General features: G+C 43.1%; 27 protein-coding genes. 10 read left to right on the forward strand and 17 right to left on the reverse strand.

Features of this window, described 5'->3' with window-relative positions; translation table 11 throughout:
• Position 1 precedes the first annotated feature (1 nt).
• The 15 genes from HMPREF1212_RS11205 to HMPREF1212_RS11275 form a co-directional block, all read right to left on the reverse strand.
• Positions 2-1792 carry an NADH-dependent [FeFe] hydrogenase, group A6 gene (locus HMPREF1212_RS11205; RefSeq protein ID WP_046150349.1) on the reverse strand — a complete coding sequence of 597 codons (1791 nt, stop codon included), beginning with the start codon at positions 1790-1792 and terminating at the stop codon, positions 2-4.
• A gap of 41 nt (positions 1793-1833) precedes the next feature.
• Positions 1834-3627 carry an NADH-ubiquinone oxidoreductase-F iron-sulfur binding region domain-containing protein gene (locus HMPREF1212_RS11210; protein ID WP_028729361.1) on the reverse strand — a complete coding sequence of 598 codons (1794 nt, stop codon included), beginning with the start codon at positions 3625-3627 and terminating at the stop codon, positions 1834-1836.
• 24 nt (positions 3628-3651) lie between these two features.
• Positions 3652-4050, reverse strand: a complete 399-nt coding sequence (locus tag HMPREF1212_RS11215; protein ID WP_046150350.1) for a (2Fe-2S) ferredoxin domain-containing protein — start codon at positions 4048-4050, stop codon at positions 3652-3654.
• A gap of 102 nt (positions 4051-4152) precedes the next feature.
• Positions 4153-5040, reverse strand: a complete 888-nt coding sequence (locus tag HMPREF1212_RS11220) for a serine O-acetyltransferase (protein WP_046149409.1) — start codon at positions 5038-5040, stop codon at positions 4153-4155.
• A gap of 1 nt (position 5041) precedes the next feature.
• Positions 5042-7216 carry a Kelch repeat-containing protein gene (locus tag HMPREF1212_RS11225; protein ID WP_046149410.1) on the reverse strand — a complete coding sequence of 725 codons (2175 nt, stop codon included), beginning with the start codon at positions 7214-7216 and terminating at the stop codon, positions 5042-5044.
• Positions 7217-7227: 11 nt separating this feature from the next.
• Positions 7228-8169 carry a hypothetical protein gene (locus tag HMPREF1212_RS11230; protein WP_046149411.1) on the reverse strand — a complete coding sequence of 314 codons (942 nt, stop codon included), beginning with the start codon at positions 8167-8169 and terminating at the stop codon, positions 7228-7230.
• Between the two features lie 8 nt (positions 8170-8177).
• A complete protein-coding gene (locus HMPREF1212_RS11235) occupies positions 8178-10037 on the reverse strand; it encodes a serine/threonine protein kinase (protein WP_046149412.1) in 1860 nt (619 codons plus the stop codon).
• Between the two features lie 45 nt (positions 10038-10082).
• The gene (locus tag HMPREF1212_RS11240) at positions 10083-10886 is read right to left on the reverse strand and encodes a PP2C family protein-serine/threonine phosphatase (RefSeq protein ID WP_028729367.1); all 804 of its coding nucleotides are present in this window, start codon (positions 10884-10886) and stop codon (positions 10083-10085) included.
• 14 nt (positions 10887-10900) lie between these two features.
• The gene (locus HMPREF1212_RS11245) at positions 10901-11416 is read right to left on the reverse strand and encodes an FHA domain-containing protein (RefSeq protein WP_028729368.1); all 516 of its coding nucleotides are present in this window, start codon (positions 11414-11416) and stop codon (positions 10901-10903) included.
• Entirely contained in the window at positions 11413-11655 is a 243-nt protein-coding gene (locus tag HMPREF1212_RS11250) for a hypothetical protein (RefSeq protein ID WP_028729369.1), read from the reverse strand. The genes HMPREF1212_RS11245 and HMPREF1212_RS11250 overlap by 4 nt, the downstream gene beginning before the upstream one ends.
• A gap of 131 nt (positions 11656-11786) precedes the next feature.
• Positions 11787-12440, reverse strand: a complete 654-nt coding sequence (locus HMPREF1212_RS11255) for an FHA domain-containing protein (protein WP_046149413.1) — start codon at positions 12438-12440, stop codon at positions 11787-11789.
• Positions 12430-12828 (reverse strand): LytTR family DNA-binding domain-containing protein, encoded by a 399-nt coding sequence (locus tag HMPREF1212_RS11260; protein WP_028729371.1) that lies wholly within the window; start codon positions 12826-12828, stop codon positions 12430-12432. Before HMPREF1212_RS11260 ends, HMPREF1212_RS11255 begins: the two co-directional genes overlap by 11 nt.
• Before the next feature lie 213 nt (positions 12829-13041).
• Positions 13042-13998, reverse strand: a complete 957-nt coding sequence (locus HMPREF1212_RS11265; RefSeq protein ID WP_044193159.1) for a fimbrillin family protein — start codon at positions 13996-13998, stop codon at positions 13042-13044.
• A 152-nt stretch (positions 13999-14150) separates the two neighbouring features.
• Positions 14151-14369, reverse strand: coding sequence for a hypothetical protein (locus tag HMPREF1212_RS11270; protein WP_028729373.1), 219 nt, complete (start codon positions 14367-14369; stop codon positions 14151-14153).
• A gap of 494 nt (positions 14370-14863) precedes the next feature.
• On the reverse strand, positions 14864-15322 hold the full coding sequence (locus HMPREF1212_RS11275; protein WP_046149414.1) for a helix-turn-helix domain-containing protein: 459 nt from the start codon (positions 15320-15322) through the stop codon (positions 14864-14866).
• A 146-nt stretch (positions 15323-15468) separates the two neighbouring features.
• Between HMPREF1212_RS11275 and HMPREF1212_RS11280 the strand changes: the two genes are divergently transcribed.
• The 8 genes from HMPREF1212_RS11280 to HMPREF1212_RS11310 all read left to right on the forward strand — a co-directional run bounded on the left by HMPREF1212_RS11280 (position 15469) and on the right by HMPREF1212_RS11310 (position 22540).
• Entirely contained in the window at positions 15469-15660 is a 192-nt protein-coding gene (locus tag HMPREF1212_RS11280) for a hypothetical protein (protein WP_008998458.1), read from the forward strand.
• A gap of 21 nt (positions 15661-15681) precedes the next feature.
• The gene (locus tag HMPREF1212_RS11285; RefSeq protein ID WP_008998459.1) at positions 15682-15975 is read left to right on the forward strand and encodes a hypothetical protein; all 294 of its coding nucleotides are present in this window, start codon (positions 15682-15684) and stop codon (positions 15973-15975) included.
• Between the two features lie 119 nt (positions 15976-16094).
• On the forward strand, positions 16095-16298 hold the full coding sequence (locus HMPREF1212_RS27310; protein WP_082099873.1) for a MerR family transcriptional regulator: 204 nt from the start codon (positions 16095-16097) through the stop codon (positions 16296-16298).
• Positions 16295-19567, forward strand: a complete 3273-nt coding sequence (gene dnaG / locus HMPREF1212_RS11290) for a DNA primase (RefSeq protein ID WP_046149415.1) — start codon at positions 16295-16297, stop codon at positions 19565-19567. The genes HMPREF1212_RS27310 and dnaG overlap by 4 nt, the downstream gene beginning before the upstream one ends.
• A gap of 33 nt (positions 19568-19600) precedes the next feature.
• The gene (locus HMPREF1212_RS11295) at positions 19601-19939 is read left to right on the forward strand and encodes a hypothetical protein (protein WP_008998461.1); all 339 of its coding nucleotides are present in this window, start codon (positions 19601-19603) and stop codon (positions 19937-19939) included.
• A gap of 151 nt (positions 19940-20090) precedes the next feature.
• Positions 20091-21065, forward strand: a complete 975-nt coding sequence (locus tag HMPREF1212_RS11300) for a type IV toxin-antitoxin system AbiEi family antitoxin (protein WP_008998462.1) — start codon at positions 20091-20093, stop codon at positions 21063-21065.
• On the forward strand, positions 21055-21927 hold the full coding sequence (locus tag HMPREF1212_RS11305; protein WP_046149416.1) for a hypothetical protein: 873 nt from the start codon (positions 21055-21057) through the stop codon (positions 21925-21927). The genes HMPREF1212_RS11300 and HMPREF1212_RS11305 overlap by 11 nt, the downstream gene beginning before the upstream one ends.
• The gene (locus HMPREF1212_RS11310; protein ID WP_046149417.1) at positions 21917-22540 is read left to right on the forward strand and encodes a PP2C family protein-serine/threonine phosphatase; all 624 of its coding nucleotides are present in this window, start codon (positions 21917-21919) and stop codon (positions 22538-22540) included. Before HMPREF1212_RS11305 ends, HMPREF1212_RS11310 begins: the two co-directional genes overlap by 11 nt.
• Positions 22541-22650: 110 nt before the next feature.
• On the opposite strand, the gene HMPREF1212_RS11315 is transcribed toward HMPREF1212_RS11310, so the two are convergent.
• Together HMPREF1212_RS11315 and HMPREF1212_RS11320 are read right to left on the reverse strand one after the other, a co-directional pair.
• Positions 22651-23151 (reverse strand): SLOG family protein, encoded by a 501-nt coding sequence (locus HMPREF1212_RS11315; protein ID WP_046149418.1) that lies wholly within the window; start codon positions 23149-23151, stop codon positions 22651-22653.
• A gap of 2 nt (positions 23152-23153) precedes the next feature.
• Positions 23154-23684, reverse strand: a complete 531-nt coding sequence (locus HMPREF1212_RS11320; protein ID WP_232430082.1) for a ribonucleotide-diphosphate reductase subunit alpha — start codon at positions 23682-23684, stop codon at positions 23154-23156.
• Positions 23685-24302: 618 nt separating this feature from the next.
• On the opposite strand from HMPREF1212_RS11320, the gene HMPREF1212_RS11325 reads away from it, so the two are divergent.
• Together HMPREF1212_RS11325 and HMPREF1212_RS11330 are read left to right on the forward strand one after the other, a co-directional pair.
• Positions 24303-24539: a MerR family transcriptional regulator gene (locus HMPREF1212_RS11325; RefSeq protein ID WP_046149419.1), complete on the forward strand. Its 237-nt coding sequence runs from the start codon at positions 24303-24305 to the stop codon at positions 24537-24539.
• A 646-nt stretch (positions 24540-25185) separates the two neighbouring features.
• Positions 25186-25392, forward strand: coding sequence for a helix-turn-helix transcriptional regulator (locus HMPREF1212_RS11330; protein ID WP_046149420.1), 207 nt, complete (start codon positions 25186-25188; stop codon positions 25390-25392).
• The last annotated feature ends 1 nt before the right edge of the window (position 25393 follow it).

Raw genomic sequence — 25393 nt, forward strand, 5'->3', positions numbered from 1 at the left:
CTTATTTGTCTTTATCGGTTTCCAGAAACATATTGATCACTTCTTTGCGGTCGAAGTAATGGGTATGTAATAACTTATGTGCTTTCGGCCCGCAAGGTTCACCCAGATATTCTTTATATAACTGCTGGATATACGGGTTTTCATGGCTCTTACGAAGGGGCTTGCTCTCGTCTTCGCTGTAAAGGGCTGCAGCACGTTTACGTAAGACCTCTATACGGCCCTGATGGAAGGGCTGCCCTCCACCGCCGATACAGCCACCCGGACAAGCCATCACCTCGATGACATGGTAAGGTGATTTTCCACTTTTCACCTCCTCTACCAGTTTACGGGCATTTCCCAGGCCGTGAGCGATACCGATCTTCACCGGAACGCCGTCAAAGTTGATCGTTCCGCTACGGATACCTTCCAGGCCGCGCAACTCCTTGAACTCGATCTTTTCGAGCGGCTTCTTCGTATATAGTTCGTAAGCCGTACGGCAGGCTGCTTCGATCACCCCACCCGTTGTTCCGAAGATCACCCCGGCACCGGTCGACTCACCGAGCGGATGGTCGAAGTCGCTGTCGGGAAGTTCGTTGAAGTTGATATTTGCGTAACGGATCAGGCGAGCCAGTTCGCGTGTATAAATGGAAATGTCTACATCCGGATTACCATCCTCGGCAAACTCCGGACGGCTGGCTTCATACTTCTTAGCCAGGCAAGGCATGATGGATACTACGATAATATCCTTACGATCGACGCCCAGCTTCTCTGCAAAGTAGCTTTTGGCAATGGCACCGAACATTTGTTGCGGGCTCTTGGCGGTCGAAAGGTTATCCCGTAATTCCGGGAAATGCTGCTCGACGAAACTGACCCAACCGGGGCAACAGCTCGTCATCATCGGTATTTTCACTTCCTCGTCGCCCGACAGGTATTTACTGAGTCGTTGCAACAGCTCCGTACCTTCTTCCATAATGGTCAGGTCGGCGGCAAAGTCCGTATCGAACACATAATCGAAACCTAACTGGCGAAGGGCGGATACCATCTTTCCGGTAACCAGTGTTCCCGGTTCGCAACCGAAATCACGTCCGAGAGCCGTACGGACTGCCGGGGCCGTTTGGGCAATCACGATCTTGGTCGGGTCAGCCAATGCATCCAGTACGGGTTGTTGGGTATTGCGTCCGCTCAAGGCATTTACCGGACAAACCGAAACGCATTGTCCACAATAAGAGCAGGTACTACCCGCAATATCACGCTCGAAAGCTGTTGAAACGGCAGCATTGAAGCCACGGTTGACGGCGGTCAGCGCACCGACGGTCTGTATACTGTTGCACATGGTTTCGCACCGGCGGCACATGATACATTTATTCATGTTGCGTACGATGGACGGCGAACGGTCTATCTCAAAGGTGGACTGTTCGCCCTGGTATCTTATTTCCCGTATGCCCAGGTCGTGGGCGATTGTCTGGAGTTCGCAATAACCGTTGCTGCTACAGGTAAGGCAACCGGCCGGATGGTTCGACAAGATCAGTTCCATCACAGTCTTACGGGCATTCATCACCCGCGGCGTGTGGGTTCTAACGACCATTCCTTCGGTACATTCCGTCTTACAGGACGGAGCCAGGTTGCGGCGGCCTTCTATTTCAACTACGCAGATACGGCAGGCACCGGGATTGTTTTCATAATGCAGATCTTCGAGTTTCATGTGGCAAAGAGTCGGTATACGGATCCCCATGCTCCTTGCTGCGTCGAGAACGGTCGTACCTTTTGGTACTTCCACTTCCCTGTTATCTATTGTTAGCTTTATATTTTCCATATGATTATCTGTCAACTGTCCATTATCGACTATCAACTTATTTAATGTACGTAAATAGCATCGAACTTACATTTCTCTATACATGACCCGCAACGGATACATACTTCCGAATCGATCGTGTGAGGTACTTTCCGGCTACCGGTGATGGCATGAACCGGACAGATACGGGCACACATGGTGCATCCTTTACATTTCTCCGGATTGATGAAGTATTGGGTAAGTTCGCGGCACTGGTGCGATGGGCAACGTTGTTCATCGACATGCGCCAGATATTCCTCATAGAAGTTATCCAGCGTGGAAAGAACAGGATTAGGCGAGGTCTGCCCCAGCCCGCAGAGAGCGGTGTCTTTGATTACCATTGCCAGGTTACGCAGTTTGTCGAGATCGTCTACATTGGCTCTTCCGGTAGTTATCTTTTGAAGCATTTCGTGCAGACGCTTGTTTCCGATACGGCACGGAGCACATTTGCCGCATGACTCTTCTACCGTGAAATCGAGATAGAACTTGGCCATAGCGACCATACAGTCGTCTTCGTCCATAACGATCATACCCCCCGATCCCATCATCGAACCGGCTGCTATCAGGTTATCATAGTCGATAGGCAGGTCGAGGTGTTTCTCCGTTAGACAGCCGCCCGAAGGTCCTCCGGTCTGTACGGCTTTGAATTTCTTCCCGTCTTTTATACCTCCGCCGATACCGAATATAACTTCACGAAGGGTTGTTCCCATCGGTACCTCTATCAGGCCGACATTGTTGACCTTTCCGGCGAGGGCGAAAACCTTCGTCCCTTTACTTTTCTCGGTACCTATACTACTGAACCATTTGGCTCCTTTCAGCAGGATAACAGGGATATTGGCATAGGTCTCCACATTATTCACGTTGGTCGGACAACCTTTATATCCGCATTCACTGGGGAACGGCGGCTTGACGGTTGCTTCCCCGCGGAGTCCTTCCATACTGTGGATCAAGGCTGTTTCTTCCCCGCAGACGAAAGCTCCGGCTCCGTAACGTATCTGAATATCAAAAGAGAAGTCCGTTCCGAAGATATTTTCACCCAGAAGTCCGTATTCCTTGGCCTGCTGGATGGCTATCTTCAATCGTTCTACGGCAAGCGGATATTCGGCACGGATATAGACAAGCCCTTTGCTTGCTCCGGTGCAGTATCCGTTGATAGCCATCGCTTCAACAATAGAATGCGGATCACCTTCCAGGATAGAACGATCCATGAATGCACCGGGGTCGCCTTCGTCGGCATTACAGACTACATATTTCTGCGGAGCCTGCACCTTCCGGGTTATCTGCCATTTGAGTCCGGTCGGGAAACCGCCGCCCCCTCTGCCCCGAAGGCCGCTATCCATGATTTCTTTGATCACTTCATCGGGAGTCATTTCCGTAAGGGCTTTCCCCAGGGCGATATAACCGTCACGGGCGATGTATTCGTCGATGTTTTCCGGATTGATGAAACCGCAGTTGCGTAAGGCTATGCGTAACTGTTTCTTATAGAAGTTGATATGCTTGGAGTCGAGTATCTGCTCGTTCGTCTCCGGATTTACATAGAGTAAACGTTCTACTTTGCGTCCTTTTACCAGATGCTCGTTTACTATATCGTCCGCATCTTCCGGTTTTACTTCTACATAAAATGTATTATCCGGGATCAGCTTTACTACAGGGCCTTTCTCGCAGAAGCCGAAACAACCGGTTCGGATCACTTGTACGCTCTCCTGTAACCCGTTTTGTTTGACCGCTTCCTTTAAGTTTTCCAGTATAAGTTCGCTTTGTGATGCACGACAGCCTGTCCCGCCGCACACCAGAATATAGTTGCTAAATTGTGCCATTATGTAAGAATTTGGATTGGTTTGTTATTCGGCGCCGACCGAGTTATAATTGACGGGGATGATACCGTCCACCAAAATACCTTGTTTGATGTAACAGGAAATGATCTCATCCACTTTCGGTTTATTGACGCTACCGAATACGATCGGTTCTTTTCCGGGAACGGTAATCTCGACAGTGGGCTCCGCATAGCAATATCCCATGCAGCCGGTTTGGGTAACCAGTGCATCCACACGTTCGCGGTCGAGAGCTTCGATAAAGTAGCTCATCACTTCTTTAGCCCCTGCCGCTATACCACAGGTGGCCATTGCGACCTTGATCTGAACCATTTGTTCGGGGTTATTACTTTTCTCGCGCAAATCGAGGGAGGTGCGTAAGGATTCGCGCATCTTCCGAAGGTCATCTAACGTTTTTACTTTGCTCATCACGTATGCATTTAAGGTATTAGACCCTGTCAGGGTGTAACGCAAACATACGTATTTCTCTTTAATTAATAGTAGTGTTTCAGGCTAAAAAATGAAAAAGATTTATTTGTCTTCAACGGCTCGCGACTGAAGTACTTTGGAGTTGGGCGGTACGCTATGGGTCAACCAGATGTTACCTCCTATCACTGAACCTTCTCCGATTGTGATCCGTCCAAGTATCGAAGCATTGGAATAGACGGTAACGTGATCTTCGAGGATCGGATGCCGGGGTATATCCATAGGCAGTCCTTCTTCATCGAGGGTAAAGTTCTTGGCTCCCAACGTAACTCCCTGATATAAGCGCACGTGATTTCCGATAATGGCTGTCTGCCCGACCACGATACCGGTGCCGTGGTCTATACTGAAGTACTCGCCGATCTGTGCCCCCGGATGAATATCGATCCCCGTATCCGAATGTGCCATTTCTGTAATGATGCGTGGCAGCACGGGTACTCCGAGTTTCAATAATTCGTGAGCTACCCGCTGATACAGGATTGCACGTACGGCCGGATAAGAAAATATTATTTCACTGACGCTTTTAGCGGCAGGGTCACCGTCCAGGATTGCTTTAACGTCCGTTGAAAGCAGATATTTAATGTGAGGTATCTGATTGATAAAGCTGATCGCGATTTCTGAAGCACGGTCTTTAGAGTCACAGCAGCGGTCTACTTCAAAGCATAATCCGTTGTATATCTGTTCCTGCAACAGGTCATATATCTGCTCCAGATATACTCCTGTATAATATTGTATGGAATCGACCTGCGCCTCCTGCTCGGAACCGAAGAATCCCGGAAAGATCACTTTCCGCAACAACCGCATGATCTCCCGAAGCGAATGAACGGAAGGTGACGGCTTCTGATGCAACGGTATATATTTATACTCCGGCAAACAGGAAGCCGACAAACGTTCTACGTTTTTTTGTATCTGGTTTAGGATGTCAGTTCTGTTCATATTAATTATCCCATGAAGGGTCGTAGGTCATAAAATCATTAGCATAAATATCCAGTCCTAAAATATAGATAGTATCATTCAGAACGAATATATCAAAGTTTCTACTCTTTCCTGAACAAGTAGAACGTTGATACCACTCCTTGTCATCTATACTAAATTGCCAGATTACACCAAATTCGTCTACAACATATATATTTCTCTTATAAATTACTCCAGTAGATACGCTGCCCATTTTCCCCGGAAGTTCCTCTACTAATGGTTCCCAAGTCTTAAAATCACTTCCATTAGATTTCCAAAATCCACGATTTGCCAACTTATCACCTAAACCAATGTATACATTATCTTCGAAAACCAACGCAATACCATTACTTAGTGGTTCTATGAAGTTACCAAAATCATCCCATTTATTATTCTTGATGTCATAAGAACAAATGGTATCGGTTGCTATTGAATTTATATTTCCACCAACTAAATAAATATAATCATTATAATAGAAAGCAGCTGCCTTGTTACGCACATTTCCATTTTCTAATGGAGCCAAAGGAGTCCAAACATTATCTTTATATGAATTACATTTAGTTATATTTTGAGTAAGCGTATTGCCACCAAACACATATGCTGTATTTTCATTTGTACATACAGCCATATTCATAACTTCCACTTCATAAGACTCAAATTGTTTCCACATATTATTACTAGCTCTATAGCCATACAATTCGTTTGTCCGACTGTTTCCTACATCTCCTCCAAGAACAAATACTTGATCATCTAATGTAAAGAGAGAATAATTGGTACGGCCTATACGATCTTCTCCTATAAACGCGGCTAGATTATTCGTAGAGAATATATTTGGAGTTGTAAATGAAACAATTTTACTGGACTCTGTACCGGATTCATTTGTAGCATAAGCACTAACATAATATGTTTTATTACCTTTCAGCTTATTAAAAGATACTTTAAATTTATTATTTGCATCCAATTCATCTCTGGTTAAGGATATTTTCCCATCAAACTTGTCCGGCCCCGGAGTGGCTGCAGTTGAATAATAAACAACTATCTGAGAAACACGCTCCTTACCATCACTCTGTAAAACACCACTTACTGTTACATTTCCACTTGTCATTTCATAGTTTGATGCTTCATCCATAAAAATAGTAGGAACATTGCTTTTTGCAACTATAACTAAACTATCTGAAGTATAAACAGTACCAAAAGCATTTACAGCAAAACCTCGCACAATATATCTCGTCCTTGCTTTCAAGTTTGGTATCGTAGCTAAAAATATTCCCTCTTCATCTACAGTGCATTTTACAACTGAATCCTTCTCAATATCAGGTAAAAAGCCCTGAGTTATTTCTTCTCCCCAACAGAAACCGATAGAATCTAATTCACCATCCCCTTTTTTCACTAACTTGGCTCTTACTGTTGCAAATGTATAATCAGTTTCTATTTCAGACAGAAAGCCAAGTACAGGATGTCCGTCCTTTGTTCTAAAGCTTTGTTTATCTGTAGCGAATTGTCCAAAACTATTTTCTACAATCGCTTCAATAACATACTCGGTTTCAGGTTCCAACTCTGTTAATGTATGGATAAATGTAGAATCTGTAGGCATTTCATCCATATCAATCTTGATAATTGAATCCAATTCGGAGTTCTTATATAAATTGAAACCAATCATTTTGATTTCACCTTCTCCTTTATCCTTAATTAATCCTCCCACTACAGCAGTAGTAGCAGTAACATCTGTGACTTCTGAGGTAACGACACTACCAATACCTGGCTTCGTATTAATATCTAAGGTATCTCCATAAGTTATGCCTTTCTTATTCCTTGCATACGGACTGATGTAATAAATAGTATCGTTCTGCAACTTTTCTATTTTTTGACTAAATTCACCTTTCCCATTTTCTAAATTAGTCTCATTTACAGTCTCAACTTTATCCGTATTTTTCAGCCAATAAATGAAACCACGTTCTGTTACCGGATCGCCATTTTCTTTTTTTACCGTAGCTCTTGCAACGACCGTCGTAGCAGTGATATCAACGTTAGCTCTTGTAAATTTCTCTAATTCCGGAGCAAAAGCATTTTGGAGACTTGTATCCATTTCCGGTTCTTCCAGACATCCGAATAAACAGGCTGCAAACAATGTGAATAATAGTAAGTATAGTTGTTTCATATGATTATCAATTAAAAGAATACACCAAGACCGGCATTAAGATCAATATATTTAAAATTCAGAGTATTACAACCTGCACTAATAAATACAGGCCCGAACTTTACCATAAAATCCAGATCGGCAACAACTCCTTCATAGGAATAGTCAATATTTTTAGCCCAGAAAGTATTTGTATTTCTGGTATCGGAATGATCGATAGTAGTATACTCGCATAGAAGTTCCCTTTTACCATATCCTAATCCTACAGAGGTATACAACCAGGGAGTGCATTTTACAACAAGACCAGCAGATGCAGCAAAACAGTTTGTTTTCTTCTTGTTAGTAAATTTCAATGCGGAGTTTTCCGGATAACTGATAAATTCATCTGTTCCTTTGCACTCACTCGTATAATCATCAAAAGACAGATTGGTTCTGAAGCGGGCATACCATCCAAACCGTTCGCCTACACCTCCTACCGTCAGACCATAAGGAGCTTCAATAGAGAAAGCATACCCTACAAAGAACTTCATGGGTTCTCTCGGTTTTCTTTCTTGTATGGGTACGTAGGTTATCGGTTCTACCGGTTTACGAAGTTCTTCCAAACGATCTTGCCAGTAAGTCGCTAACTCCTCGCTGATCGGAGTCCCTATCCCCTCATTATAGTAGATGATTAATTGAGCAACAGCCGTCGTGTCGTTATCTGTAGCTTTCACAGTCAGACAATTCAAGCACTTAGTCATTAAACTGCGCATAGAGCCACGCATTTTTTTATTTGCTTTCCATATAGCTGTCAACTGATCGATACTGTATGAGTCGCAAAGGCTGACCCCTTCTTCGTACCACATCCTCGCATCACTATAATCCTGGCGTTTCATTGCTTCATCGCCTTTTCTATTGTATTCGGAACGTTGTTGTGCCAACAAACATCCTGGAAGCACAACAACTAATAAGATAAGTATCCAAAGTCTTTTCATAAACACATTTAATAATACGGTACACCTTGATTAATCAACACTCCTTCTGTATTATATATGTCAAACAAACCGTCAGCACGTTCAAATGCACGTCCATTATCCGCTTTTCCCACATTCTTGTATTTACAAGGAATCTGTTCAATGGCATCTGCATCAACAGCCCCGTAATTTCCGTTCGATTTCTTTCGTACAATAATATATTTACCGAAAGACATCTTTTCTTCATATTGGGCTTTCCGTTCTGCCAGATCATTTTCGTTTTCTTTGAGCTTACAATCTCCAATAAGATCAAATAACTCTTTTGTCATTTTAATCTCTGAAGCTTTGGTAAAATCAGCCTTTGCACCGGAAAAATCAGCTGCAGCCATTTTATCTTTCCCTGAATTGATCAACGATAAATATTCTGCATTAATTTCTTCTTTCGAGCGCTCCGGTCTTACCGTTACCGGTTGTTCCACATCTTTTACTACAGGTTTAACTTCCGGCTTTACTGATGCAGGCTGTTGCTGAACAGTTTCTGGTTTATCCACCGGTTCAGTTGATGTATCCTGTTGCTCTTTATTTGTTTTACCTTCATTTTCATTCTCCGTTTTTGTTTTTTCTTCTACCACTTCCGGTGTATCACTTTCTTCAATAATATCAGGCATAACCGGATCCTGTACAGGCTCTGTATTTCCTCCCGAAGCTGTATTTATTACTTCTGCTACCGGAGGAGCCGTTTTATATCGCTGAACCAAAAGTGCCACAGCCGAACCGATACTTGCAAATATAATAATAAGTAAAGATATTAACGTTACTTTTCTTTTTTTCTTTTTAGGTACCGGAGGTAAATCAACGTTGTTTAATACCGTTTCATCATCTTCAGCTCCCTTTGACTGAGGCAGGCGGGTAGTAAATAAGATTGTTGTTTCATCTTCTTCAAAATATTCGGGTGACGATATATTATTCTTTACTACCTCTTCTTCTATCTGCGGAAAATCCAATTCAGCAAGCATTTCCGATACCGACTGAAAACGATCTGCCGGAATAATCTGCATTGCTTTGATAATCGCGGCCTCTGTTTTTGCAGAAATAGCCGGATTCAGTTCCCGGGGGGATGGCAACGGACGCGTTGCCCGCAGAATAGATTCTGTAGGTATCTTCCCAGTCAGTAGATTATACATTGTTGCCCCCAACGAATAAACATCCGGACAGGGTGAAAAACTTTGGGTACCTTCATTATCGTATTGTTCGATGGAAGCAAAACCTTTCGATAAGGTCAGCATCGTGGTACTGGTTTCCTGCTGTTCGATATCATACCGCTTACTCACACCGAAATCGATCAGTCGTGCTTTCCCATTCTGATCGATCAATATATTACTGGGCTTGATATCCAGGTGAAGAATATTCTTCTCGTGAACAAACTGGAGTGCCTCTCCTATCTGATGAACATATCTCAGGACTTTCGCTTCAGGCAAAACTCCTTCCTTATCCATCATATATTTAAGACTGTTTCCCGAAATGTACTCCATCGCAATATAGGCAGTATCGTTTTCCTCGAATACTTCCAATACATTGACAATATGGGGATGATGAACTTCCGATAATATTTTGGCCTCTTTGATCAGCTTTTCTTTAAACTTGTCAAAAAGAACCCTCCCCGTTTCAGAATGAACCCTGACAGCATAAGACTCAGGATCTCTGTAACAGTAATCTTTAAAAAAATATTCTTTTACGCATATAGGAACCTCAGTTTTGATAGTTCCCAACGGCCCTTTAACCTCGGTAAACCAAACACCTTTGTAAGTTATACCAAAGCCGCCCTGACCAACTATATGGGTAAGTCGATATTTTCCATTTTGAAGAAGATGTCCGTTTGGCAAATTCATAACTTCGCGTGCAATTCTCTTTTTAATCTGCCAAAATTACGTTATTTATATAAAAGAATAAAGGAAAGAGAGAATATTTTGTTTTATTCCGATAGATTCACCAACATTTTGAACCGGCAAAATATAAAAAGAGAAGTTGTCTCTGGTCTTTCCACAACAAGATGCCATGATAGTATCTTTAATGTCTTCCGGATTGCTATGAGAAGAAAAGATATGTGCTAGATCCTCATTCTTAAGCCGTTCCAATACACCGTCGGTGCACATAAAGAAGAAATCGCCTGCTTGTATATCATTTAGCAAAGTGACATCAGCTTCCGTAGGATGTTCCGTGCCTTGTATGGCGCGAATAATAACATTTCTCTGTGGATGAGTAAGGGCTTCTTCTTTACTAATTTTTCCTAACTTGACAAGTGAGTTCACTAATGAATGGTCTTCGGTCTGGTAGATGATCTCTCCGCGGCGGAACTGATAGATCCGGCTATCTCCTATATGGGCAAGTGTTATCCCTGAAACTCCGACAGAAACCATTGTCAGTGTAGTTGCCATTCCTTTGGCTTCCGGATGTGAATTTACATAATCGTCAAAACGTGCTTCCGTGTACCTTACAGCTTTATTAATAAACTCTCCGGAAGGTTCTTCCTCCAGAAAAGTAGAGAAAAAACTTTGAAAAGATTCGCAGGCTAAAGAGCTGGCAATCTCTCCTTTTTCCGATCCGCCTACACCATCGCAGACCAGAAATAGTTTTTGATTGGAATTTACCATTTCTGGTAACGGATAGATAGAATCCTCGTTGTTTTGTCTGCCGCCTTTTTCACAGACGGCCCAAGGCTTACCAATCGTTATATTCATAGCACGAACAGATTTTATTCATTAAAGCGAAGAACAGTATGGCCGATAATGATCTCGTCATTGTTTTTTAGCACTACTACTTCTCCATTCTCCAGGTAATTGCTATTATATAACGTATGGTTTTTACTATTATTGTCAGAAAGATAATGTTTATAGCCTCCTTTCGGATCTTTTTTAACTTCTATTCGTATATGTTCCCGGCTCATTGATTTGTCGGCCGTTACAATTCCTATTGTTGCACTCGAAGCATTCGATTTACGGCCAATGACTGCAATACCTTCATAAAGGGGGAAAATCTGTTCGGGAGTGGCTGAATCACTGACAACTGTAAGCTGTCCGGTACTATTCAATACCGGATTGACCAGAATGGTATCCTGATCGGAATCCAACCCGTTGTTTCCCAGTTGAAGCAAAGAGACAGGAATCGGTTGCTTACACTTCGGACATTTGAAGGAGGTAAGATCGAGGGGTAATTTCCCCTCGTCTACCTTTAATCCTACGTGACAATGTGGACATCTGATTGAGATCATAGCATAAATGATAAATCAGCTTCGTCGATATCAGTAGAGAAAGTGTCTTGCATATCTGCGTCAGACAACATTATAGTATCATCAGATAATGTAATAAAATCTGAAACATCCATACTATCATTGTCGATAACCACGACATCAGATAAATCATTTTCCCCATCCACATCTACAACTACCGCATCACTAAATACGGAGTCGTCACCGTCTAGTGTAACGAATGTGTATTCCTCCTCTTGCATACTGGTTTGATTTAAATAATCTTTCTGGAAACAAAAGTAGGAAAAGTAATGGATTAATAAATGGTTAATTCTCTCTTATAATCAAATGGTTGGGTTTTCTGTACAAACCAAGTGCTTTTGAGATACGAAACTTATTCGTTCACCCACTTGGCTTTACAGGAAGAAACGGGACATTGCTTTCTGTTTCTAAGCGATTCCCAGGGTATTTCACCCAAAAAAGTACCGCATTTAGGGCACACATAATCTATTTTGAACTGATTTGCAATATCTTGCAACTGCTGGGGAGTTTTGGATGCCTGCTTTGCTCCCAGAAAAATACCGACTGTTGGAGCACAAATAGTTATGAATAAGCTTAATCCGAATAGCTCCGGACTTCCTTTGCCTAAGAAACCGATCACGACGCCTATTATACCAGGCAAAGCAAAAGGCAACGACTGAAACAGCCTCGTTTTGAATTGATTAGCAGATTGTATCTTAACCTTTGCTTGAACATAATCGTTATATATATCCTTCAAGGCCGCAAACTCTTCACTGTAATCATTATTGTATTTGGAGACTTCTGATAGATTCAATACATACCCGGTTCCAAGTACAATCTTATCTGTTGGTGTCACACGCTTCTTGACGATCTGTGAATCATTAACGAAAGTACCGTTAGTAGAGCCGAGATCTTCCAATAGCCAACAGCCGTGATCCTCACGAATCAGACAAGCATGATGTCTGCTTACATGAGGATCATTAACTATAAAATCATTATCTTCAGCTTTACCAATTTTAATTTTCATCATTAATTTCTTTTGGTTCTTCCGGTTTTCCCATTTCCTTTTCCAGTGATTCTTTTAGCACTTTTAAAGGATCTTTGGATATTATAAGTTCACGGGGTTTACCCTCTTCTGTCAACAATAACAGTTTTTGCTTGGGTAAATTGATCTGCAAAATATGATTCTTATTGATGATATGACTTTTTCCAACTCGCATTAATATCTTATTACAACCGGCTACTTGCTTTTCAAGTATCTCTTCTATTTTACCGATATTTATCGCAAACGTAAACTGGATCCCGTTGGATAATAGTAATTTAGTATAATTTCTGTCAGCTTCAAAGTAGAGTATCTGCCCTATCTTTATTCGTAACAACTCATCCCTCGTCTTAATTATTAAATACCGCTCCATACGTTGATATTATTTTTTTTATTTCATCAAGTAACAAATATACGGTATTTTATCTTTAATCCGGCAACAATTTATAAAGAAATATAAATGAAAAGAGGAAGATTCTCTGTGAACATTCCTCTTTTATACCTGATTTTTAAGCTGTTTGATAAAAATTGACCATCGGTTAAAATTCAATAGCTCTATCAAACAGGAATAATTTAGGGCACATAATTACTTCAAAGTCGGGTAAAGAGGATTTCCTGTTTCATCCACTTCCGTCCAGTTTTTCACATTTACGCTTGAAAACGTAACTGCATTACCGTCTATTATAGCATTAAATAAATAAGAATTGCCAGCCTTTAGTTCCCCATCCGGAACAGGCACGTCGACAGTATAAGTTCGTGAAGTATTTTCTCCGTTGACCATCACTTCAAGTGTTAAAGACATCGGAGTAGATATTTTCAGTGGAAGCATAATGTATTGGGCGAGAGTACCATTTATCCCCATTTTATCGGGAGTATCTAATTTCGTAGCCGGAGGTATAACTCCGGTTGCCAGCTCCATGCTGGCTCCTGATTCAGGGGGAGTGATCATGGCTGAAACCAGTTTATTCAATCGTATACTGTCTCCTTCCGTTATTTCAATGACAACCTGGGTTGCCGCATGCAGATAAACGACCGGAATATTGACCTGTGAACTTGCCACGTCCAGGTTAGGGCTATGCCACCATAAATAATCTATTCCATTAAATAATGGTTCGGATTTTCCCGCAGAGAATTTAGGAGGAATAGTTGAGAAATTATCGGATACTGCATAGAAATCAAAAATACCATTTTCCAAATACATTTTATATCCATTCACACCGGTTAATACGCCGGGAGAAGATGTTATGTACAATCCTTGCGCTGAAGGTGTGGATTTAATGCCATTTAGAGTAGAAGGATCAAAAGCATATAACGTACTTTTTATTCCCTGATTCATTGGAGACATAGCCCGTGTAAGTAAATTACGATCTTCGACAGAAGCGTTAAAGGTGATCAGGCTCGTGCCATCCGGATTATTATCTCCCGTGGGTTTGTTTTCGTCTCCGATATCAAGTGTTATTATATTTTTCGTACACCCTGAAAAGAGAATAATTGTGCAGATGAATGCTACCACTTGCGTTGTTTTGAGTAATTTAGTTTCCATAACCAACCATTTTTAATTATTTGTCTACATAATACATTTTTAAAGCTGTTTTGGTTCAAGCCGGTATTGGATATAAAACTAATTAATACAAAAAAAGAAGGATATTCTGAAATAGAATACCCTTCCCGATAATATAAAAACCCAGGTTTTGTTTATCCGTTTATTTTTGCTTTAATTGCGCGTGTTAAGCGAGACTGAATTTTCATTAGTGAAGCTAACTCTTCACCTTCGAAGTCGATATCAGATATTTTTACTTTCTGTTCTACCACTTCTTCTTCCTTCTTAGAGCCATTCTCAATTTCAGCAGACAGCTCATCCAACTGAGCCTTAATTTTCTCGATCTTCTTTGAATAATTTACTTTACGTGCCATAAACTTTACTATATTAATAAATAAATATAAAATGTTTAATACAAAAGTAATTATAATTTGAAGATAACGAAATAAATATCCAATAATACTATATATTTTAAAACGAATTAAGAAGGATATTCAAATAGAATACCCTTCTTAATGTATAGAATTAGTACTTTTTTATTCGTGTAATACTTAATCTTCTATTGCTGCCTGCGCCCCACATGGTTATTATTGATTATCAACAACTTATATGGATTGGTGTATGTGAAGTGTATGCGTTTTCCGTGCACACATATCTCACAGGCTTTGCAGAAGTGGTTTAATCCTCTATGGCGGCTTGCGCCACTCTAATTTTACACTGATACTCAATATCTTATGAAGTTAGTGTATGCGAAGTGTATGGGGCTTCTGATGCTATTTCAAGGATTAAAAAAGAAAAATTTAGCGTGATGCATACATTGATTATGGCTGAAGCATCGCGCGCACATTATTTATTATAATGTAATGAGTTATTCCCTCCTTTCTTTCAAAAGTTCAATAATGGCGTCTTTGTCCTTCATGTTGGCTTCAAGACGTGCTATTTGTTCTTTTAATAACTGATTCTCCCGCTTCTCGTGCTCTAAATCACTTTGGGCTTCTTTCAATTCTCCTTTGACTTTCTCCAGCTGTGCCAATAAGGACGCATCACCGATGAGATTATTGGCATCACCTGCTAAAGATATAGCGGAGAGATAAGCTGAAATCCGCTGGGCTGGTAGTGGGCAAAACAGGCTGAAGAAGTTGAAATCGAGTTCCTGACAGACTTTAACGAGTCGTTTAGTTTCCATGGTATCACGCTCCAAAATACGGTTCACATGTTGTTGGGGCACACCAATTCTACGCCCAAACTCAGACTTACTAAGCTTGAGTTTTTCGCGTTGTTCATCAATCGCTTTGCCTATATGGACGTCATTTACGGGTATATTCATATATTAAACATCAAAAATTGAACATCAGTTGAATAATAATCAAACAAATATTTGGCTATCTAAACCATTTTATGTTGCTTTGCGCTTGTTGACAGCAGCTATTCCAAGCGCAAAGTTAAACATTAAATATTAAACATCAAACAATTATGGAAGAAAAAGTAGAAAAAATTCGTCCTGCGCTCATGGCACTCGAAGTTGGTCAAGAAATCAACTTCCCCATTACACGATTGAAAAGCGTCCGTACACAAGCTTCCGAGCTGGGTGTAATGTATAGTCGCCAGTTCAAAACCAGAACCGACAAGGTGAACCACCTCATCATTGTCCGGCGAGTATCTTAGGCCTGAACTCTTGATAGGCCTATGCAATTCTTGCAGTTTTTGGACCACTTAATTCCCTATGATACATTCCTTAACGATTTGGCAGCAAGGGTGGTAAAGCTGCTCAAATCAGACAAAGACGACCCGGAGTTTATCAGCCAGCGCAAAGCTTATGAAATGTTTGGTCGTCGGAATGTGGAACGATGGAGACGCCAAGGGAAGGTGCAATGCTATAAGCGCCCTGGTAAAGTGGAGTATCGAACAGCCGATTTGCGCTTGTTGCAGCGCACCGTTCAGGACTATTTTGATGATTCCCCATCAAAGGATAAGAAGTAATGGATATATTGGTTGTTTTTGCAAACAATATAGTGGCTATATAAATGCGAAGCAGTTCCTACTATATAGTTGCATTTAAATATCAATTTTAGGGACTGCTGCATCATATAGTAGGTAAAATGAAAGAGTTAAAGCCAACTTGCGACCCCAATGGAGTCTATTCGGTGAAGCGAACCTGTGCTGAGTTGGGTATCAGCCACAAGACGCTTCGCAAGTACAAGAAGAGTGGCTATATCAAGCCACTTAACCCAGATAATGTTTGCCGCCCCAAATATTCCGGTCAGTCCATCATCGACTGCTGGACTTTACTGACAACATTATGATTAGCGAAACCACTATCAATAAAGTGAGAGACCTCGACATTAAAGAGGTACTTGAACCATACGTCACGCTAACCAAAAAAGGTGTGGCGCTGATAGGTCTGTGCCCGTTTCATTCGGAAAATACGGCTTCATTTAAGGTCAATCCTCAGAAGAATCTCTATCATTGCTTCGGTTGTGGCCGTGGTGGCGACGCTATCACCTTCATCATGGAGAAAGAAAATCTCTCCTTCATGGAAGCGGTACTGTTCATCGCCAAGAAGCACAATATCGAGATAGAATATGTGGATGAAAAGCAAACGGAGGATCAGAAAGCTGAAGCCAAACATCGGGAATCTTTGTTGATTGTGCTGGATCATGTTCAGCGTTTCTTTCAAGAAAACATGAGAATCAACACGAATGACGAATGTCGGGCAGCCAGAGACTATACTTATGGTCGTTGGCCAGAGGAGTTCTGTGCGACATCCGCTATTGGCTATGCCCCCAAGGATAGTCAAGCCTTCCTGGACTTTTGTCGACAAAAAGCACTCAACGAAGAGCTTCTCTTTGAGTTGGGCCTTTTGAAGCGTAGTGAAGATGGCCGTGCCTATGCCATGTTTCGGGAGCGCATTATGATTCCTATCCGCAATCGCTGGGGGCGTATCATCGCTTATACGGCTCGCTATATCGGCAAGAATTCCCAAGCACCTAAGTACATCAACTCGGCTACGAGTATAGTCTATTCCAAAGGCGAAACTTTGTTCGGTATTGACCGTGCCAGTCGTCAGCGTGGAGCGAACTACTTTATCATCGTAGAAGGAGCGCCTGATGTACTGAAGATGCAATCGATTGGCTTTGACAATACAGTAGCTTCACTCGGTACCGCATGGACAGAGGAGCAGTTTGAGCAGTTGAAAAAATTCACGTCCTCCGTCTGCTTTGTTCCAGACTCCGATGTGGCCTTAGACAAATTTTATGGCCCCGGTTTTGAGGCTGTCATGGCCAATGGCGCTTCGGCTATCAAGAAAGGTTTTCATGTAACCGTTCGAGAGCTTCCTTTTGCCCAAGCACCGATGACAGATGAAGAGTTGCAGAATCTGTATGCTGATAGTGAAGTTCCTGAAGATGCGCCAAGAATGAAGCCCGTCAAGAACGATGCGGATAGCTTTATCCATTGTCGAGAGGATTATACCTCCCTAACAGAAAAGCATTTCATCGTTTGGCTGGCTCAGAAGCGCTTCTTTGTAGCAGGTTCACTGATGGAAGAGCGCAAATGTGTGGCAGAAATAGCCGATTTGCTTCGCTATGTCAAAGACCAATTGGTGTTCGATCAATGTATCGAACAGCTGGCCAAGCTACATGGCAAGGTAAAACTCTGGCGGGATGCCGTTTCGCAAGCTCGCGGAGAAGCCCGAAAGCGAAATGAGAAGCAGACGGGCATGAACGACCAGCAGCGAGAGGCTGAATTGCTACGACAGTTTCGCCTGTTCGTGCGCGACCATTGTTACTATGCGATTGGCGACGAGGACGAAGATCCGTCTCGCATCTCCAATTTCATCATGGAACCGCTCTTTCATATCGAGGATGAGAGTAATGGCACTCGCATCTTCCGCCTGCGCAATATGTACAATGTATGCCGCGTCATCGAGCTAAAGGAATCTGAGCTTTGCTCTTTGAGTAACTTCCAGCAGAAAGCTGGTTCGTTGGGCAACTACGTGTGGCTGGCCAAGATTGATAAGCTCAATCGCGTCAAGGAATATCTTTATTCCAAGACAGATACGGCAGAGCGCATTCGAAAACTGGGTTGGAACGACATCGAAGGCTTCTTTGCTTTTGGCAATGGTTTGTGGTTTGATGGAAGCTTCAAGGCGGTCGATGAGTTGGGCATTGTACGAGGCATCAACGACAAAGCCTTCTATATTCCGGCCACCTCAAAGATTTACATTCACAACCAGGAAATTTTCCAATTCGAGCGTCTGATGGTACATGAAAACCGAAATGGTGTCAAATTATACGACTTTGTAGCCAGACTCACCGAAGTGTTTGGAGAGAACGCTCGTGTCGCCTTCTCCTACCTCCTATCGACCTTGTTTCGCGACATCATCTTCCGCCGTACCCGCCATTTCCCAATACTTAACCTCTTTGGTGAAAAAGGCACTGGTAAGACCACCTTGGCTACTTCCCTCCAGTCGTTCTTCCTGCATGGCATCGACCCTCCTAACCTGGGTGTAACGTCGGTTCCTGCTATGAACGACCGTGTTTCACAAGCAATCAATACCCTGGTGGTGCTGGATGAGTACAAGAACGACCTCGACCTCCGAAAAATAGCCTACCTCAAAGGACTTTGGGGTGGCGGTGGCCAGACCAAGAAGAATACCAATACCGATGGCATGGCTGCTCAAACCATTGTCACTACCGGCGTGGCACTATGTGGACAGGACAAACCAACGCAAGATATGGCACTCTACACCCGTGTCATCTTTTTGGCTTTCACAAAAACCTCCTTCAATCAGCTGGAAAAACGTCACTATGAGGATTTGGTCTCGTTGTGCAACTTGGGCCTTACCCATCTCACCATCGAGGTCTTATCTCATCGAGAATTATTCGAGAAGAACTTTCCCGAAATCTACAGCATCACGAAGCGTGAGCTGGCTACGAAGTTGGATCAAGAGGTGATTCACGACCGCATCTTCGGCAATTGGCTGATACCCTTGGCCACTTTCCGGACCGTGGAAACGGTAATAGAGGTACCTTTCAGCTTCACTGAATTATTCGACACCACTATTCGAGGAATGCGCAATCAGAATGAGCTGGCACAAGAGAGTTCCGAGGTGGCCGACTTCTGGAGTATGCTGCAGGGCTTCCAAACTTCAGGAAAATGTATCGACCGAGCACATTACCGCATTCGCTATATGAAGTCTTTCCGTCCGCTGAACGTCAAGGAGGACATCGAATTTCAAGAAGCTCGCCCCATCCTCTACCTGAATACAGCAGCCGTAGCTTCGCTCTTCAATAGCCGAAACATGAATGCCACGGCCAACCGTTCCAACTGGTCCACCATCATCTCCTACCTCAAGTCCCATGCGTCCTACCTGGGCTTGAAACAGGACCGCTTCACCATTCTCCTGCCCAGCGGTATGCCCGACTTTTCTATCGACATCGTGAATGGTCAGCAGGTAAAGCATGTGAAGGTCAATCGTCCCAAAGCGCTCTGCTTCGACTATTTGCAGTTGAAGGAGATGTTTGGTCTGGATTTGGAAACAGAAGTGGTTGTGGATGATCAAGATGAATGAGTAAACCATGTATCACCATTAAAACAAAGAATCATGTCAAGAAAGAAATTAACTCCTGCGCAAATTCGAGAACGCTTTACAGCCCAAGGTGCGGCCATTGCCGCCATGGTAGAATTTGCCAAAGACCAATGGTCGGGCTATAAGCCTACGAAAAAGCAGACCGAAGAGGTCAATCACTACATTGAATTACTCCATGGCGATTCACTCAAATACGCAAGGACACCCGAAGATGTGTACTTTTGGCGAGAAGTCGTCACTCATAATGTCGCATCAGACTGCAACGACTATCTGGAAGAAGAGGAATGGCAGAAAGCCCAAGATGCTTTGAGTAAGATAACCAAAGACCAGAAGTATTATGTGCCTGAGCAATAGGTGTGTTCATGAAAGCAGCAGTGTTCACGAATTTGTGAACACTCTATAAATAGTGAACAAAAAGTTTGGCTAGTCGGAAATTGTTCACTAAATTTGCAGTGTTCACAAATTCGTGAACACTCTATAAATAGTGAACAAAATAATAAAAAATATGGGAACCGACTATCAGGAACTGCTCCACGATGCTATCCACCGATTGAAGGTAGCAACGGGTAATGAGAGAATAACCACTGATGCTTTGCCACAAACGGTAAGCATCAATGGCACAAGATTTCATTGCATCGTAAAAAAGACCATTAGCAATGCCAATATCCTCTCAACTATTGATACCTTGAAAGCTGAAAGTGCCCTCAAAAAGGTGCCTGTGCTTTTAATCACCAATCACTTATATGAAAAATTGGCCAATCAATTGGCTGACAACCATATCAGTTGGGTGGATAAAGCTGGAAACTGCGACATTAGACACGAGAACCTGACAATGAAGGTTGTGGGCCAGAAAGGCAGCGCAGAAACCAAGGTAACAGCTACGGGTAAAATCAATGAGGCAAGCATGAAACTTATCCTGTTCTTTCTGCAACACCCTGATACCATCAATCTCTCCTATCGTGAGATTCAAGAGAAGGTGGGCTACTCACTAGGTACCATCACCAAGGCTTTTGACTTACTGAAAGCGAACAATTACCTTGCGCAGACAGAAAAAGGAAGAAAGATTGCCATGCGAGAGGAACTGATTGAATGGTGGCAACAACAATACAATGAGTTCTTGAAGCCTAAATTGTTGGTCAACCGAATGGCTTTTCGTTCGCCGGAGGCAAGAAAGCATTGGAAAGAGATAGAGTTACCCCTTGGAGTCTATTGGGGTGGCGACTGTGGAGCCAATTTACTGGATGGCTATTTGATTCCCGGAGAGTTCGAACTTTACTCAGATGTAGTCAGCACCATGCTTCTAAAAACCGGAGCGGTGATGCCCGACCCTCAGGGAGAGATAAAGATTTACAAGAAATTTTGGATAGGAGAAAGTGATGAACGCTTGGCACCTGCCTTAGTGATTTACGCCGACTTGATGGGAACGGGTGATAGCCGTTGCCGTGAAGCTGCTTTAAGAATCAAAGAAAATGGAATTTAAACTTACACGAGAGCAATTGCAAAATGACTTACTCTATGACGCTTTGTGTGCATTGAGTAAGGTGATGAACGACTTACAGCTAGAGGTGTTCATCGTGGGCGCTTTGGCAAGAGACATCGCCATGGAAATCCTCAAGATGCCACCTTCGCCTCGAAGAACGGCCGATCTCGATGTGGCCATCACCCTCAAAGACTGGAGTCAGTTTGAGCTACTAAAGGAACACTTGTTGAAGAATCATTTCATCAAAGGTGAGCCTAAACAACGCTTCTACTATCAAGGGGAAGATGGTAATAATGACTACGAGATTGACATCGTACCCTTCGGGGAACTTGAAGCGGACGAGAAAGTGGCTTGGCCTCCTGAGGGAAATCCCGAAATGTCGGTTAAGTGCTTCAAGGACGTCATGAACATCGCCGATACGGTGGTCATTGATGATGCCATTACCATTAAGATGGCACCTTTGTCGGGTCAGTTTCTTATCAAGTTTGATACTTGGCTGGATAGACATCTGCTCACAGACAAAGATGCCTCCGACATGCTCTATATCATGGACAGCTTTTACTTGGCTTATGTTTCTTTCAAACAGCCCGTTCCTGACGATGTAGAGGAAGATAGCGAAGATTTTGACTTACTGAAAGGTGGTGCCAAATGGATAGCTTGTGAAATGAGGGAGTTCCTCTCCAAAGAGCATCTTCAATTCTACATTGACCAATTGCAAGAGCAGATTGATTTGGACGAAAACAGCCCCCTCTTGAGAACGATGAGTCGTAATTATCCTGCCAGCAATGGTCATATGACCCTACGAAACACTCTCATAGGAATGACTAACGTACTACGAAAGGGAATAAAAGATGAAGATTGATTGTTTTTCCAAAGGAGGTAAACACTACGCCAATGAGGACAATTTGTGCGTTCGTCAATTATCTCCCCAACAAGTAGTAGCAGTTTTGGCCGATGGTATGGGCGGTCTGAACTTTGGGAAAGAAGCAGCTGACCTCATCGTTCATGCTGTCTCTGAGTTCATTTGCGAGAATCTTGGAAGAAACTCTATTCAAGAACTGTTTGGCAAGGCCTTGGAACATGCAGATCGAATCATCGCTCAAAAGAGTAAAGAGACCCACAGTAAGATGGGTGCTGCTATAGCTCTTGTTTTCATAGATGCCAACACCGCACATTTCACTTGGCTCGGAAATGTACGAATCTATCTTTCTGAACAAGCAAAAACAAAGCTTCTCACTACAGATCATAGCTTGGATGCAGGATATGGTAAACAGCTGTTGACCCGATGCATTAAAGGTAAGGGAGTGAGACTGGATTGGCCCTATCGAGTTTTGTCTGTTAAGGCTGGATGTAAGCTCATTCTTTGCACGGATGGGCTATACAAGCAATTAGGTTTGAAACAATTGTTTACGACACAACTCCCCATCCTTGGGGAGTTTGAGGATGACGCTTCGATGATCAGGATAGAAATCTAAGAATATCATCTCCTATATAGCAAATTAAAGTGAGATTCCTGCGGATTTTCTGCAAGAATCGCACTTTATTTTTTAAAACAAGGGGTTATAAGGCTCACACCATCCGGTCTTCACTCCTCGGCTCCAAACAGATTCACCACTCCCATCTCGCATCGCTTGGCCTTCTTGCAAGTATAATACGTCCCCCCTTTGGGCTGGCCATCGAAGTAGGCTATCACCTGGTGGGTATGCTCCAGCAGATAGTCGTTCCTGCGAAGCAAGCAACCTGGGTAATAATCCACACTCAGCACTATCACCTCATCAGCTTGACTGATGAACTGATAATACCGCTTCCGTTCGATGGCATTCCCTCGGCACGCTTGGCCACTAAAAGGCACAACTGCCACCAACCTGATGTCAGGCAAGTCTTCCTTGAGAGAAAGAACCACCTCTGCCGCCAAACTATCGAAGCCCATAGCCATACCACATAAAAAGCGGCGATTTCCGCTGGAGTAAGCCAAAGAAACGGCTGCCTTGAGTCGTCTCATTACCTCTGCCTGCATGGGCACCGGAATAGCCCGATGCCCCGTGAAGGCCACCGATTGGCCCTTCAAATCTACATTCGTCTTCATATTCATTTTACTTTATAATGGGTTTTCGCTAAGAAGATGCCGCCAAGCACATTTCCACCGAAGCTTTCGAGCTGAATGGCAAAGGTGGCATAGCTGATGCCGCGCGTAATGATGTCGTCAAATGCTACGATGGTCTTGCCATTGAACCACTCTTCATCGAACTCGATGACGTTCACCTTGCGGATTTCCTTCTCGGCCTTACGATTCTCATGAATGGCCAAACGTTCGCCACACACTCTTACATGCTCATAGCCATTGATGGCTCCGGTCAGTTCACAAACTCGCTCACAAAAAGCCTTGTAGCGGATTTCATTCTTCTGAGGAGTGGATGCAGGCACCGGTGTAAAGACGATGGTGGAACAGGCCGCACCATACTGCTGCAACATGCTCGATGCCGTCATTTGAGCCACCTCTTCATGAGCCACCCCGTCCTTGAACCTATATACCCGAGTTCTATCAGCCACCTCTTTCTCACCAACATTGCGGATGCGTTTGGGGAAATACTTGCAAAACCAAGTCTGAGGTTTCGCCAACTGCTTTCAGATGCTTTCTTCTACTTGTGCCATACGCTCTGCTTGACAGAGGAAGATTTTCTACTCGAATTTGACGTTTGCTGTTGGCGGCACTTCCTTTGCAAAACATATCCGCAGCGGCACAGATGAACACATGAGTAGGTATCAAACCTCTTTTCTCAGAAAATAATATGCGTACATTTCAGAGTTGCTATCGTTGACAAAGCACAAACCATTATGTATCAATATCTTTCATCACAAAGACATGGTTGACAAACGTTGACAAGCGTTGATGAAAATCCGTCCAAAGAAAAAATGCCGTGCCAAGCGTTGACAAACTCTGGCCTATCTATATCTACTCTTTTTTCAAGAAGAAAGAAGAAATAACTGATATACAGCGGCTTTCGTCAGGCCTCACAGCCTGCAATCATCGGCATCAACCGTGTCAACGCAGTCAACCCTCCAGCATATGCCTTTCTCATACTCACACAATAAACCTCATCACCTTTATCAATCCTCACCATCAGCATACGGCCACATATTCCTACAAGTTCCCACTAAAGCACTGATTCTCCAATATTTAACGTCTCGTATCGCTTCCCAATCCTCCGTACCTTTACCGCAAAAAGCAGAAAGAGCATGATGAACAGATGTCGAAACTTTATGGAGATTATTCCGGAGCGACTTTACTCGGTGAGTGAAGCCGCCCGATTGTTGGATGTGCATCGTTGCACCATCTATACCTATATCAGCCTTTCTGAACGACCTTTACCTTTCATCCGATTACTGCAGAGCGACCGACTATCGTTTCAAGGTACCGACTTGATCGCCTTCAAATCAGCCGGACTGCCCAAGAAAGGGCGCAAGCGCAAATGAACCATTGAATTATCATTTGACCTACTATCTATGATATAGCGGCCTACCTTGTCCGTGAAGGATCAGGCAGGCCGCGATTGTATTCACCCAAAAATCTTCGAAAACAAATAGAGCTTGCAGCGTCACTTCCCTTGCGTCCCATGCAATAGGACTGTAGGGAGTGGCGTGGAATCTCCTTCTGTGAACAAGTCTTCCTTATGCAGACAAACCTCCACAAAACAAATTCAGCAGCTCTTCTATTGCAAGTGCAACCTGCAACAGTAAAGCTTCTGAACCATTCTTCCTAAGAAACCGCTTATCCTCAAACAACTGTGGACAATGTGAGAATCAGCAAAGTGAAGTGTAGCATCCTAATGGCGGAACGCAACCTTGCAGCTTCTCTTTTTGGCCACAGCCTTGGATTTATCCCATTGGTAGCCAAAACCTATCAGCTGAAACTTGCTTGGTGTCGCAGACATGGAGCAAGCCAGCTGGCTTCATTATTTCAATACAAAAGCTGGATAATAGGGCAATAGCGCTGATTTTCATGCTATTCAGCATGTTTTTCAATTAAATATTAGTCATCAATACAAATAATCAATAAAACATGCCGTGTTGTCGTCCTAATGTCTTATCTTTGCGTATTAGTTCAATACAATTAATTATTATGGCAGAATTAAATAGGCTAAAAGTGGTTCTCGTCGAGAAGAAGAAAACTGCAAGATGGTTGGCTGACAAGATGGGCAAAGACCCTGCAACAATTAGCAAGTGGTGTACAAATACGTCACAGCCATCAATTGAGACATTAGCTAAAGTAGCCAAGCTACTTGAAGCTGACATCAGAGATTTGCTTATACCTACCAACAAAGAATAAG

Origin of the sequence: Parabacteroides sp. HGS0025 (genome assembly GCF_000969845.1) — a bacterium.
Classification (GTDB): Bacteria; Bacteroidota; Bacteroidia; order Bacteroidales; family Tannerellaceae; genus Parabacteroides; species Parabacteroides gordonii.

Excerpts from the sequence above, each read along its gene's own strand:
- HMPREF1212_RS11245 (WP_028729368.1), bottom strand. The coding sequence starts at position 11,416 with ATGATCTCAATCAGATGTCCACATTGTCACGTAGGATTAAAGGTAGAC.
- HMPREF1212_RS11210 (WP_028729361.1), bottom strand. The coding sequence starts at position 3,627 with ATGGCACAATTTAGCAACTATATTCTGGTGTGCGGCGGGACAGGCTGT.
- HMPREF1212_RS11230 (WP_046149411.1), bottom strand. The coding sequence starts at position 8,169 with ATGAAAAGACTTTGGATACTTATCTTATTAGTTGTTGTGCTTCCAGGA.
- HMPREF1212_RS27310 (WP_082099873.1), top strand. The coding sequence starts at position 16,095 with ATGAAAGAGTTAAAGCCAACTTGCGACCCCAATGGAGTCTATTCGGTG.
- HMPREF1212_RS11215 (WP_046150350.1), bottom strand. The coding sequence starts at position 4,050 with ATGAGCAAAGTAAAAACGTTAGATGACCTTCGGAAGATGCGCGAATCC.
- HMPREF1212_RS11275 (WP_046149414.1), bottom strand. The coding sequence starts at position 15,322 with ATGAATATACCCGTAAATGACGTCCATATAGGCAAAGCGATTGATGAA.
- HMPREF1212_RS11295 (WP_008998461.1), top strand. The coding sequence starts at position 19,601 with ATGTCAAGAAAGAAATTAACTCCTGCGCAAATTCGAGAACGCTTTACA.
- HMPREF1212_RS11260 (WP_028729371.1), bottom strand. The coding sequence starts at position 12,828 with ATGGAGCGGTATTTAATAATTAAGACGAGGGATGAGTTGTTACGAATA.
- HMPREF1212_RS11225 (WP_046149410.1), bottom strand. The coding sequence starts at position 7,216 with ATGAAACAACTATACTTACTATTATTCACATTGTTTGCAGCCTGTTTA.
- HMPREF1212_RS11285 (WP_008998459.1), top strand. The coding sequence starts at position 15,682 with ATGCAATTCTTGCAGTTTTTGGACCACTTAATTCCCTATGATACATTC.
- HMPREF1212_RS11310 (WP_046149417.1), top strand. The coding sequence starts at position 21,917 with ATGAAGATTGATTGTTTTTCCAAAGGAGGTAAACACTACGCCAATGAG.
- HMPREF1212_RS11280 (WP_008998458.1), top strand. The coding sequence starts at position 15,469 with ATGGAAGAAAAAGTAGAAAAAATTCGTCCTGCGCTCATGGCACTCGAA.
- dnaG (WP_046149415.1), top strand. The coding sequence starts at position 16,295 with ATGATTAGCGAAACCACTATCAATAAAGTGAGAGACCTCGACATTAAA.
- HMPREF1212_RS11305 (WP_046149416.1), top strand. The coding sequence starts at position 21,055 with ATGGAATTTAAACTTACACGAGAGCAATTGCAAAATGACTTACTCTAT.
- HMPREF1212_RS11205 (WP_046150349.1), bottom strand. The coding sequence starts at position 1,792 with ATGGAAAATATAAAGCTAACAATAGATAACAGGGAAGTGGAAGTACCA.
- HMPREF1212_RS11255 (WP_046149413.1), bottom strand. The coding sequence starts at position 12,440 with ATGAAAATTAAAATTGGTAAAGCTGAAGATAATGATTTTATAGTTAAT.
- HMPREF1212_RS11250 (WP_028729369.1), bottom strand. The coding sequence starts at position 11,655 with ATGCAAGAGGAGGAATACACATTCGTTACACTAGACGGTGACGACTCC.
- HMPREF1212_RS11300 (WP_008998462.1), top strand. The coding sequence starts at position 20,091 with ATGGGAACCGACTATCAGGAACTGCTCCACGATGCTATCCACCGATTG.
- HMPREF1212_RS11235 (WP_046149412.1), bottom strand. The coding sequence starts at position 10,037 with ATGAATTTGCCAAACGGACATCTTCTTCAAAATGGAAAATATCGACTT.
- HMPREF1212_RS11265 (WP_044193159.1), bottom strand. The coding sequence starts at position 13,998 with ATGGAAACTAAATTACTCAAAACAACGCAAGTGGTAGCATTCATCTGC.
- HMPREF1212_RS11315 (WP_046149418.1), bottom strand. The coding sequence starts at position 23,151 with ATGAAGACGAATGTAGATTTGAAGGGCCAATCGGTGGCCTTCACGGGG.
- HMPREF1212_RS11270 (WP_028729373.1), bottom strand. The coding sequence starts at position 14,369 with ATGGCACGTAAAGTAAATTATTCAAAGAAGATCGAGAAAATTAAGGCT.
- HMPREF1212_RS11325 (WP_046149419.1), top strand. The coding sequence starts at position 24,303 with ATGATGAACAGATGTCGAAACTTTATGGAGATTATTCCGGAGCGACTT.
- HMPREF1212_RS11220 (WP_046149409.1), bottom strand. The coding sequence starts at position 5,040 with ATGAACAGAACTGACATCCTAAACCAGATACAAAAAAACGTAGAACGT.
- HMPREF1212_RS11330 (WP_046149420.1), top strand. The coding sequence starts at position 25,186 with ATGGCAGAATTAAATAGGCTAAAAGTGGTTCTCGTCGAGAAGAAGAAA.
- HMPREF1212_RS11240 (WP_028729367.1), bottom strand. The coding sequence starts at position 10,886 with ATGAATATAACGATTGGTAAGCCTTGGGCCGTCTGTGAAAAAGGCGGC.